10 protein-coding genes are annotated in these 10671 nt (G+C 68.9%); 1 reads left to right on the plus strand and 9 read right to left on the minus strand.

The features are described 5' to 3' along the window. On the minus strand, window positions 1-376 hold a 376-nt coding region (locus ACN6PJ_RS30195; RefSeq protein WP_427999343.1), incomplete at its 3' end, for a hypothetical protein. Between the two features lie 25 nt (window positions 377-401). Here ACN6PJ_RS30195 and ACN6PJ_RS30200 point away from each other — a divergent pair. Further along, a complete protein-coding gene (locus tag ACN6PJ_RS30200; RefSeq protein WP_427999344.1) occupies window positions 402-1400 on the plus strand; it encodes an autotransporter outer membrane beta-barrel domain-containing protein in 999 nt (332 codons plus the stop codon). Between the two features lie 74 nt (window positions 1401-1474). Here ACN6PJ_RS30200 and ACN6PJ_RS30205 read toward each other — a convergent pair whose 3' ends face one another. The 8 genes from ACN6PJ_RS30205 to ACN6PJ_RS30240 form a co-directional block, all read right to left on the minus strand. Beyond that, window positions 1475-2905 carry an NAD(P)/FAD-dependent oxidoreductase gene (locus tag ACN6PJ_RS30205; protein WP_238909243.1) on the minus strand — a complete coding sequence of 477 codons (1431 nt, stop codon included), beginning with the start codon at window positions 2903-2905 and terminating at the stop codon, window positions 1475-1477. Window positions 2906-2944: 39 nt separating this feature from the next. Beyond that, a complete protein-coding gene (locus ACN6PJ_RS30210; protein ID WP_059270213.1) occupies window positions 2945-3337 on the minus strand; it encodes a nuclear transport factor 2 family protein in 393 nt (130 codons plus the stop codon). Between the two features lie 142 nt (window positions 3338-3479). Then, window positions 3480-4466: a CobW family GTP-binding protein gene (locus ACN6PJ_RS30215; protein ID WP_427999345.1), complete on the minus strand. Its 987-nt coding sequence runs from the start codon at window positions 4464-4466 to the stop codon at window positions 3480-3482. Between the two features lies 1 nt (window position 4467). Beyond that, window positions 4468-6144, minus strand: a complete 1677-nt coding sequence (locus ACN6PJ_RS30220) for an amidohydrolase (RefSeq protein ID WP_427999346.1) — start codon at window positions 6142-6144, stop codon at window positions 4468-4470. After that, on the minus strand, window positions 6137-7768 hold the full coding sequence (locus ACN6PJ_RS30225) for a dipeptide ABC transporter ATP-binding protein (protein WP_427999347.1): 1632 nt from the start codon (window positions 7766-7768) through the stop codon (window positions 6137-6139). Before ACN6PJ_RS30225 ends, ACN6PJ_RS30220 begins: the two co-directional genes overlap by 8 nt. Next, complete coding sequence (locus tag ACN6PJ_RS30230; RefSeq protein ID WP_049074140.1) at window positions 7768-8670, minus strand: ABC transporter permease; 903 nt, start codon at window positions 8668-8670, stop codon at window positions 7768-7770. Before ACN6PJ_RS30230 ends, ACN6PJ_RS30225 begins: the two co-directional genes overlap by 1 nt. Then, complete coding sequence (locus ACN6PJ_RS30235) at window positions 8667-9635, minus strand: ABC transporter permease (protein ID WP_427999348.1); 969 nt, start codon at window positions 9633-9635, stop codon at window positions 8667-8669. The genes ACN6PJ_RS30230 and ACN6PJ_RS30235 overlap by 4 nt, the downstream gene beginning before the upstream one ends. 10 nt (window positions 9636-9645) lie before the next feature. Further along, window positions 9646-10671: ABC transporter substrate-binding protein (locus ACN6PJ_RS30240; RefSeq protein ID WP_427999349.1), on the minus strand; the 1026-nt coding region annotated here is incomplete at its 5' end.

The raw sequence follows: 10671 nt of genomic DNA on the forward strand, positions 1-10671 counted from the left end.
CCGACACGCCATCGGCGGACTCGGGCTCCACCGCCCCCACCGACACGCCATCGGCGGACTCGGGCTCCACCGGCCCCGCCGACACGCCATCGGCGGACTCGGGCTCCACCGCCCCCACCGACACGCCATCGGCGGACTCGGGCTCCACCGGCCCCACCGACACGCCATCGGCCGACTCGGGTTCCTCCGCCCCCACCGACACGCCATCGGCCGACTCGGGTTCCTCCGGCCCCACCGACACGCCGTCGGCCGACTCGGGTTCCACCGGCCCCGCCGAGGCCCACGCCGAAAAGGATCCGGCGCAGGATTCCGCGCCCGGCGCCACGCCGGACACCGGCGCCGCCGGGCACGGCTCGGGCGCCCTGTCGCCATTCACGCCATTTTCCTTGAGGCTGTCCGAGTTGGACGCCCTGCAATCGCGCGAAAGCATCATCGACCGGTTGCAGCAGTCCGGCATCACCGCGGACGACGACACCGTCAAGCAGATTACCGCGGTACGACGGCAGATCCTCCGCACCGGCGTGCTGGCCAGCCTGCCGAGGGTCGCTTTCGTGCTTGAGACCAATCAGCTCAACAAACGGTTGGGAGATGTGCGCCAATTGAATGAACAGGCCGGACTGTGGTTCAAGACCAGCCACGGACAGGCCGACTATGAGCAACTCCACCTGAAACACACCACGCTGCAGTTGGGTCTTGACCGCAAGCTTGGCAGGCAGTTGTACGGCGTCATGGGAAGCTACACCCAAGGCTCCGGTCAAGGCGAAGGCGGTCTGTCGGAGAAACACACCACGGGCGGTATCGGCCTCTACTACGCCTGGATCAGCGAGGACGGCCCCTTCATCGACGTCGTCGCCAAATACTTGAGAACCAACCAGACCTATCATCTTCCGGCCAACCTGAACATCGACGGACAGGGCGCGCGATCCACGACCTTGCTGGCCAGCGTGCAGGCGGGATGGCGGAAAAACCTGTTCAATGACCGCGCCTTCATCGAACCCTCGATCGAAGTGGTCACCGGCCGCACCAGCGCCTACACGCTGCATGGCGATAAAAGCGGCGTCGATGTGCGGATCAATGCCAGCACGCCGATCTATGCCAAGATCGGCGCCGCTGCCGGGGTGACCCTGCAGTCGGATGACCAACATGCGCTGAGCCTGTCCGCCGGGCTGTTCCGGCTGCAGAACCTGCGGCGCGCGGGCAGCGTCGAGATCCTGAACAACAGCGTTGCGAGGGATCGGCTGAGCCAGCCGATCGCGGACGACAGCCGCTATCTGGTCAACCTGTCGCTCAATGCCAGACTGTCCGCCAACTGGCGTCTATACAGCCAGATCGAAAGCAGCTTCGCCGGCAAACTGAAACACGATTACAGCGGCCAGGTCGGTGTGCGCTATCAGTTCTGAGCGAAGCCGGTGCGCGCGGCTACCGTCACCGTCGGTAGCCGCGCGCGCGTCGACACGAACCGCCGCCGTCACCGCTACAGCACCTCGTCGCGCAGGTAATACCAGCGGTAGAGCAGCGCCTGGCCGATGCGGCGGAACGGCGCGAACAGATGCCCGGGCAACGGCGTGTTGTAAATCGGCAAACTCCAGTTCACCCCGTCCTGCCCCATCATGCGCTGCGCCAGGCGGCGGCCCGCATGCGCCGAGAACGCCACGCCATTGCCGCCGTAACCGAAGGCGTAGAACACCTGGCGCGCCGGATCGGGCTGCGTGATGCGCGGCATCATGTCATGGCTGACGTCGACCCAGCCCGTCCATGCGTAGTCCACGTCGATGCCCCGCAACGCCGGGAACTTGCGCGCCAGCCCGTCACGCAGCAGCGCCAGGTGGCGGGGGTGCTGCGCATCGGCGCCGCGCAGCGCGCTGCGGCTGCCGATCTGCATGCGGCCATCGGGCAACAGCCGATAGTAGAACCGCAAGGTGCGGGTGTCGGTGATGAACACCGTGCTCTTCAGGCCGGCCTGCGCTCGCTCGTCGGGCGTCAGCACCCGCGTCACCATCGAGTTGGACAGGATCGGCATGATGCGGTTGTCCAGCAGCCGGTTCACCCCCTGCGCGGTGTAGCCGCCGGTGGCGAACGCCACCCGCCTGGCCCGCACGGTGCCGCCCGGGGTCTGCAGGCGATAGCCGCCGCCCTCTTCGGTCCAGCCCAGCACCGGGCTGCCCGGATGCAGCCGCACTCCCAGCGCGCGAGCCTGCCGCATATAGCCATAGGCCAGCTTCAACGGATGCACGCCGATGCCGTCGGGTTCGAGCAAGGCGCCCATCGCCTCGTGGTCATCGACGTAGCGCTCGCGCAGCTCGTCGCGGGTCAGCATGCGGGTGTCGTAACCGAACTGCTCGCGCATCACCCGCGCCTCGTTGCGCAGGAAATCCATCTTTTTCTCGCGGTGCGCAGTGTAGAGATGGCCGCCCGGCTGCGCATCGCAATCGATCTGCGCCACCAGGCTCTTCCAGTAGTCGAAACCCTCGTGGATCTCGGCGTCCAGGCGCCGGGCGGTCTCCAGCCCCCAGCGCTCGATCCATTGCGAGCGATACAGACGCCCCGAGGCGTTCTGGCCCTGCCCGCCGTTGCGGCTGGTGCAGCCCCACACGGCGCGGTTGGCCTCCAGCACCACCGCCCGCACGCCATAGTCGCGCGCCAGCGCCAACGCCGCCGACAGGCCGGTGAAGCCCGAGCCGACGATGACCACGTCGGCCTCGATGTCGCCCTGGATCGGCCCATCGTCCGCCGGCGGCGGTCCGGCCGTGGCGACCCAGTAGGTGGGCGCGTATTCCTGCCCGCGTCCGGGAGGCGACACCAGCGGGTCATAGGTCGGGTTGTAGGCGCTGGCGGCCGGGCTGGCGGCCGGCGCGCTGGTGGGATCGACGAACGTGCCGGCGGTATTCGACAGATCGGAAGACATAGCGGCATCCATGGGGCGGGGTCCGGTGGCGGCGTCGGCTCAGGCGCGGGCCGGCAGCGCCGGGCGTTGCTTGCGGAAAGCGTTCTTGACGCGGATCTTGCCGTCCTGGAAGGTGAACACATCGACCATGTCGGCCTCGACCCGCGAGCCGTCCGCGGCCGTGCCGGTGAAGGTGCTTTCCGACACGCCGCGCTCGCCCGCCACCCAGTGGCGGCCGTTGTTCCATTGCGCATCGGGAAAGTTCTTCCAGGCCGCCGCGAAGGCCGCGCGCACCGCCTCGCGGCCGCTATGCCGGGCGCCCCAGCGCTCCGGCCCGCCCACCGTTTCGAAGACGCAGTCCTCGCTCATGAAGGACATCAGGGCGTCGATATCGTGGCGGTTCCACGCGGCCGCGAACTCGGCCAGCATGTCCACGGTGACGGTCTTTTGCATTGCCTACCCTCCTCGATCCCCGGACGCGACATGCGCCCAGGCTCTGGACCCAAGGTACGCGGGGCGTCGGGCAGGGTCTAGAACCAGACGCGGCAAATCGCTTGCACCAGCCGGCCGCCCGCGCGGACGATGGCGCCGCGACTCAAGCCGCCGCCGGCGCCAGCCGCGCCGCGACCTCTTCGCCCCGCGTCAGGCCGCGCATGCCGATGAAGACCAGCCCCGGCGACTGCACCTCGGCCGGACGCGCCGCGCGCGTGTCGAAACGCACCCGCCGCCCGGCCAGTTGCACCAGCACCCATCCGTGGCGTTCCGTGCGCACCCAGCCCTTGGCCCGCAACCAATGGCGCGGCAGTTGCCGCAGGGCGTCGGCCAGGCGGTCGGCGTGCAACAGGGCCGGCGCCGGCCACAGCCAGCTTTGGAAGGGATGCCGGGGATCGTCGCCCCGCGGCGCCCGCGCCGCGCCGGCGGCATCCATCGGCAAGCCCGCCGCCGGCCCGTGCGCCGCGTGGCCGCAATGTGGGCCGCAGGACGCATGGCTCTCGGGCAGGCCGCCGGCCAGCATCGCCAGTTCCACCCGCGCCTCCCGCGTCGCCACGATCGGCGCGCCGCCCGACTGCATCCGCAGCCAGTCGCGCAGCGCCGGCAGCTCGTCCGCCGGCAGCAGGTCGGTCTTGTTCAGCACCAGCAGGTCGGCCGCGCGCAGCTGGCGTTGCGCGGTATCGGCCAGCAGGGGATCGGCCAGCGTGTCGCGGATGCCGCTGGCGTCCACCAGCACCACCACCGCCTCCAGTTGCAGCAGCGGATCCGACAGGCCCACCTGCGCGATGCGCCCGGGGTCGGACACGCCGCTGGCCTCGATCACGATCCATTCGGGCGCGGGATCCAATGCCAGCACCCGCGCCAGCGCGTCGTCCAGCCCCCCGGCCATCGAGCAGCAGACACAGCCGTTGGCCAGCCGGATCACGTTATCGCCGCGCTGCGCCAGCAGGCCGGCGTCGATATCCACCGGCCCGAAATCGTTGACAAGCACCGCCGCGCGGCGCCCGCCCGAAGCCAGCACGTGGTTCAGCAAGGTGGTCTTGCCAGCGCCCAGGAAGCCGCCCACCACCGTCAGCGGGATGCGCGCCATGTCAGGCTGCCTGGGGCGCCAGCGGCCGCCCGCCGATGACCGTGCCCAGCACCTCGATGTCCTTGAGCCGTTGCGGCGGCACGTCCAGCGGATCGTCGCGCAGCACGCAGAAATCGGCGTACTTGCCGACCTCGATCGAGCCGACCAGGTGGTCCATGTGCAGCGTGTAGGCCGCGCCCAGGGTGATGGCATGCAACGCCGCCTCGACGCTGATGCGCTCGGACTCGCCCAGCACCCGCCCCGAGGCGGTCTGGCGGTTGACGGCGCACCAGGCGGTGAACAGCGGCCCCAGCGGCGTGATCGGCGCGTCCGAATGAATCGCGAACGGCACCCCTGCCCGCGCGGCCGAGGCGCAGGCGTCCATGCGATTGGCGCGGTCCGGTCCCATGGTCAGGGCATGGTGGGCGTCGCCCCAATAGAAGATATGGTTGGCGAACAGGTTCACGCACATGCCCAGGCTGGCCATGCGGCGGAACTGGGCGGCATCGGCCATCTGGCAATGCTGCAGCGTGTGGCGGTGATCGCGCCGCGGGCTGCGGCGCAAGGCGCGGTCGATGGCGTCGATCGCCAGCTCGGTGGCCTCGTCGCCATTGGTGTGGATGTGCAGCTGCGCGCCGGCCTCGTGATAGGCCTGCACCAGCCCGTCCAGCTCGCCCGGCGCGATCACCCAGATGCCGTTGGGCGCGCCGTTGTAATAGCCCGGCCAGCGCACCCTGGCGGTGAAGCCCTGGATGGAGCCGTCCACCACCAGCTTGACCATGCCCAGGCGCAGCTTGCCATGATTGAGCCGGCCCGCTTCGCGCAGCTTCGCCAGGCAGGCGGCCGGGTCGCCGGCGTAGGTCAGCGCCGACGCCGCCGGCACGATACGCACCGGGTAGTCGGGCTCGGCCGTGACCCGCGCCAGCGTCGCCAGCCCTTCGTCGCCCAGTTCGTTGACGAGATCCGTGGCGGTGGTGACGCCAGCCCACTGCGCCACCTTGCCGAACATGCGCAGGCCGCTTTCCGACAGGCCCACGGTGCGGAACGGATTGCCGATCAGCCGCATCACCGGGAACATGGCGGCGAATTCGCACAGCTCGCCGCTGGGCTGGCCGTCGGCGAAGCGGCTGATGCCTTCGATATCCGTATCGCGGTCGATGCCGGCGCGGGCCAGCATCGGCGAGTTCACATTCATGAGATGCATGCTGGCATGCATCACCACCACCGGCCGCTCGGCCGACACCGCGTCCAGGTCGCGCACGCTCATGCGCTGGCCACCGAAGAAAATGGGATCGAAGCCCCAGCCGATCAATGTCTGTTCCGGCGCGAGGCCAGCTGCGAATTCCCGCAGGCGCGCGGCCACCGCCGCGAAGCTTTTCAGGCCAGGCCACACGCGGCCGTCGGGCCCACGGCGGTCGTAGTAGCCGACGTAGGCGAACTGCCACATGCCCCCTTCCGGCAGATGGCAGTGCCCCTCCACCAGCCCCGGCATCAGGACGTGGTCGGCGTAGCGCTCGTCCAGCTCGGCCGGTCCCCAGCCGGCCAGGTCTTCGCGGCTGCCCACGCCCAGGATGCGGCCATCGCGCACCGCCACGTGCGTGGCGCGCGGCTGGGCCGGGTTCATCGTCAGGATGGCGCGGGCGGCAAAAATGGTGGTGCGGGCGGCTTGCGCCTGTCCCGGATGCGGGGTGTCATGCATGCTGCTTGCTCCTGTTCGTGATGTCCGCCAGCGCCTGAAGGTCGGGCTTGTTCCAGGCCTTGCCCGGCACCGAATCGATCAGGCGGCGCGTGTATTCGTGTCGCGGGTGATAGAAAATCGTGGCGGCGCGGTCCAGCTCCACCAGTTGCCCGTGCCGCATCACGGCAATGCGGTCGCAGATCTGCGCCGCGACGCGCAGGTCGTGCGTGATGAACAGCACCGACAGATCGAACTGGCCGCTGATGGTCTTGAGCAGGTCCAGCACCTGCGCCTGGATCGACACATCCAGCGCCGAGACCGCCTCGTCGGCCACCAGCAGCCGCGGCTTGAGCGCCAGCGCGCGGGCGATGCCGACCCGCTGGCGCTGGCCGCCCGAGAACTGGTGCGGATAGCGCTCGCCCGCGTCGCCGCCCAGCCCCACCAGGGCCAGCAGTTCGCGCGCCTCGCGCAGCGCGGTCTGGCGGCTTTCGCCGAAACCGATGGGCCCCTGCGCAACCGAATCGACCACGCGCTGGCGCGGGTTGAGCGAAGCGTAAGGGTCCTGGAACACCATCTGGATCTGACGCCGGTAGGGCCGGAAATCCCTTGGCGTCATGCCGACCAGTTCGCGGCCTTCCAGGCGCACACTGCCGCTGTCTGGCGCCACCAGGCCGATCAGCGCGCTGCCGAGCGTGGACTTGCCCGAGCCCGATTCGCCCACCAGTCCCAGGGTCTCGCCCTGGCGGATCTCCAGCGAAATATCCCGCAATGCCTCGACCCGGCGGCCGCCGGTGACGTAGGTCTTGCACAGCTTGGTCACCGTCATCAGCGGCGGCGTGGCGGCGGCCTCCTCCTTGCCCTCGGGCTTGTGCGGCACCGCCGCGATCAATTGACGGGTGTAGGGATGTTGCGGCCGGTTCAGGATCTCGGCGGCCGCGCCCGCCTCCACCACCGCGCCGTGGCGCATCACCACGATGCGGTCGGCAATGTCGGCCACCACGCCAAAATCATGGGTAATGAAAATGACGCCGATCCCCATGCGCCGCTGGATGTCCTTGATAAGCGCCAGGATCTGCGCCTGCGTGGTCACGTCCAGCGCGGTGGTGGGCTCATCGGCGATCAACACGTCCGGCTCCAGCGCCAGCGCCATCGCGATCACCACGCGCTGGCGCTGACCGCCGGACAACTGGAACGGAAAGGCCGCGTACATGGCGCGGGGATCGGGCAGCAGCACCTGACCGAACAGCTCCAGCACCCGCTGCCTGCGCGCGTCGGCGTCCATGTCCGTGTGCCAGGCCAGCACCTCCTCCACCTGCCGGCCCACGCGCATGACGGGATTGAGCGCCGTCATGGGCTCCTGGAACACCATGCCGAACCTGCGGCCGCGCAGCCCCTGCCATTCGGCCGCCGACAGGCCGACCAGGTCGCGCCCGTCGTACAGGATACGGCCCTGGGTCACGCGCAACTGATCCGGCGGCAGCAGGCCCATGATGGCCTGCGCGGTGACCGACTTGCCCGATCCCGACTCCCCCACCACGCACAGGATTTCGTTGCGGTTGACGGTGTAGGACACGCCGCGCACCACCGCCGGGCCGCCGTGGGCGGCGGACACGCCGAGATCGCGGACTTCAAGCAAGGCGCTCATCAGCTTCTCCGTTTGCTGGCCAGCTTGGGATTGAGGGCATCGTTCAGGCCGTCGCCGATCAGGCTGACCGCCAGCACGGTCAGGAAGATGGCCGCGCCCGGCAGGGTCACCGCCCACCAGGCGGTCAGGATGTAGGGGCGGTTGCTGCCGATCATCAGGCCCCAGCTCATCACGTTGGGATCGCCCAGCCCCAGGAACGACAGGCCCGCCTCGAACAGGATGGCGGTGCCGATGGCCAGCGTGGCCGAGACGATCAGCGGCGCCAGCGCGTTGGGCAGGATCACCCGCCAGATGATGCGCGCGTTGCTGGAGCCGATCACTCTTTCGGCCAGCACGTATTCGCGCCGCTTCAGGCTCAGGAATTCCCCGCGCGCCAGGCGCGCGGTGGCGGTCCAGCTGACCACGCCGATGGCCACGGCGATGGTGCCGAGCGACGGCGAGAACAGCGTCACCAGCACCATGGCGAACAACAGCGCCGGCAGCACCTGGAAGAACTCGGTGATGCGCATCAGCGTTTCATCGACCCAGCCGCCGTAGTAGCCGGCCAGCGCGCCCACGGTGATGCCGATGGCCATCGACAGCACCGCCGCCACCACGCCGACCAGCAAGGTGGCGCGGCCGCCATGGATGATGCCGGTCAGCACGTCCCGGCCCATATAGTCCGAGCCCAACAGCAGCTCGCCGCCGGGCGGCTCCATCGGCGCGCTGGCGATCTCGAAGGGATCGGCCGGCATCACCAGGGGGCCGATCAGCACCACCGCCAGGATGGCGGCCAGCAACAGCAAGCCGATCAGCGCGCCCGGATTGCGGGCGAACGCGCGCAGCGCTTCGTACGATGGCCGCGCCGCACGGGCGGCCGCCGGCGCGGGCGCGCCGGACAAGGCGGGAGGAACGTGGCTCATGAGGTCTTTATCCTGGGATCGATCAGCCGGTAGGCCAGGTCGGTAAGCTGGTTCATCACCACCACCAGCAGGGACGCGAACAGCAGGATGCCGAGCAGGGTCGGATAGTCGCGCCGCAGCACGGAATCGAACGCCAGCCGGCCCAGCCCCGGCCAGTTGAAGACCGTTTCCACCAGGATGGCGCCGGCCAGCACGTTGCCGAATTGCAGGCCGAGCATGGTCACCACCGGCAGCACGCCGTTGCGCAGCGCGTGCCGGTACAGCACGGTGCGCTCGGGCAGGCCCTTGGCGCGCGCGGTGCGGATGTAGTCGGCCGCCAGCGCATCCATGACGCTGGCGCGCGCCAGCCGGCTGTACTGCGCCAGGTACACGAAGGCCAGCGTGAAGGCCGGCAGCACCAGGTGGTGCAGCACGTCCAGCGCGCCGGCCCAGCCGCCCTCGGGCCCGCCCGCCGAGCGCATGTCCGACACCGGGAACCACGGCAGCAGCGACGCGAACAGGATGATCAGGATGATGCCGGTCCAGAACACCGGCGCGGAATAGCCCACGATCGACAGCAGCGTGATGCCCTGCGACAGCGGCCCGTTGGGCTTGCGCGCCGCCAGCGCCCCCAGCGCGGTGCCCGCCAGGAAGGCGCTGGGCACCGACGTCAGCACCAGCAGCAGCGTGGCCGGCACCCGCTCCCAGATCAACTGCGCCACCGGCAGGTTGAAGAAGTAGGAATAACCCAGGTCGCCGCGCGCCACCTGCGACAGATACAGCCCCAGTTGAACCAGGAACGGCCGGTCCAGCCCGTACTGGGTGCGCAACTGGGCCCGCAGTTCCTCGCTGATGCCGCCCATGGAGCCGGCGATGGTCTCGACCGGATCGCCGGGCGAGATATGGATCAGCAGGAAGTTCAGCGTCACCACCGCCAGCAGCAACACCACCGCGTAGCCGATCCGACGCGCGAGATAGCGCAACATGGCCGCTCTCCTATTGCAGCCAGGTGTCGTCCAGCGGCGACAGCAGGCCCCAGATGCCATCGGGCAGGCCATGCACCTTCCTGGACGACAGCGTGTGGTATGGAATGACCGTCAGGAAATCGATCGGCAGGTCCTCGGTCACGATCTGCTGGAACTGCGCATACAGCGCGCGGCGCCGGGCCTCGTCGGTTTCCGTGCCGGCCTGTTCCAGCAATTCGTCGACCTTGGGGTTCTTGTAGGACTGGGTGTTAGTCCAGATGATGTCGCGGATATTGCTCGACAGGTAGGTGCGGTGCACGCCGATCACCGGATCGCCCCAGTTGAAGACCAGGTCGGTGGTCATGTCGAAATCATGGCTGGCGATGCGCTTGGCCCAGGTCGGGAAGTCGGGCGAAGCGCGCACCTGCACCGCGATCCCAACCTTCTTGAGCTGGCTGCGCAGGTACTCCGCCACGTTCTTGCCCTGCACGTCGCTGCCGGGCATGTAATCGACCGTCAGGGTCATGCGCTCACCCTTGCCGTCTTTCTTGAATCCGGCGTCATCCAGCAACTGCTCGGCCTTCTTCAGATCGAGCGGGTACTTCTTCAGGTCCTGGGTCGCATAGGGACTGGAGGCCACGATCGGCCCGTCCGCCGGCTTGGCGAAGCCGGCGTTCAGCGCCTTGGTGATGAACCCCTTGTCGGTGGCGTAGGCGATGGCCTGCCGCACGCGCACGTCGTCCAGCGGCTTGCGCGCGGTATTGAACGCCAGCCAGCCAAGCGCGCCGATGCCCTCGTAGCCACGGTTGGTCATGACGATCTGCGGGTTATCCTTGGCGCGGCGCAGGATGGTCGGCTCGGTCATGTACGGCAGCACGCCGATGTCGCCGCGCTCCAGCCCGATCAGCAGGTTGGTGGCGTCGGGATTGATCTTCACCACCACCCGGTCCAGGTAGGGCTTGCCCTTTTCGAAGAACTTGTCGAAGCGCTCCAGCACGATCTCCTGGCCCGGCTTGAAGTCCTTGAGCGTGAAGGGGCCCGAGCCGACCACGTTGGC

Origin of the sequence: Achromobacter sp. (genome assembly GCF_050285585.1) — a bacterium.
Taxonomy (GTDB): domain Bacteria; phylum Pseudomonadota; class Gammaproteobacteria; order Burkholderiales; family Burkholderiaceae_B; genus Achromobacter.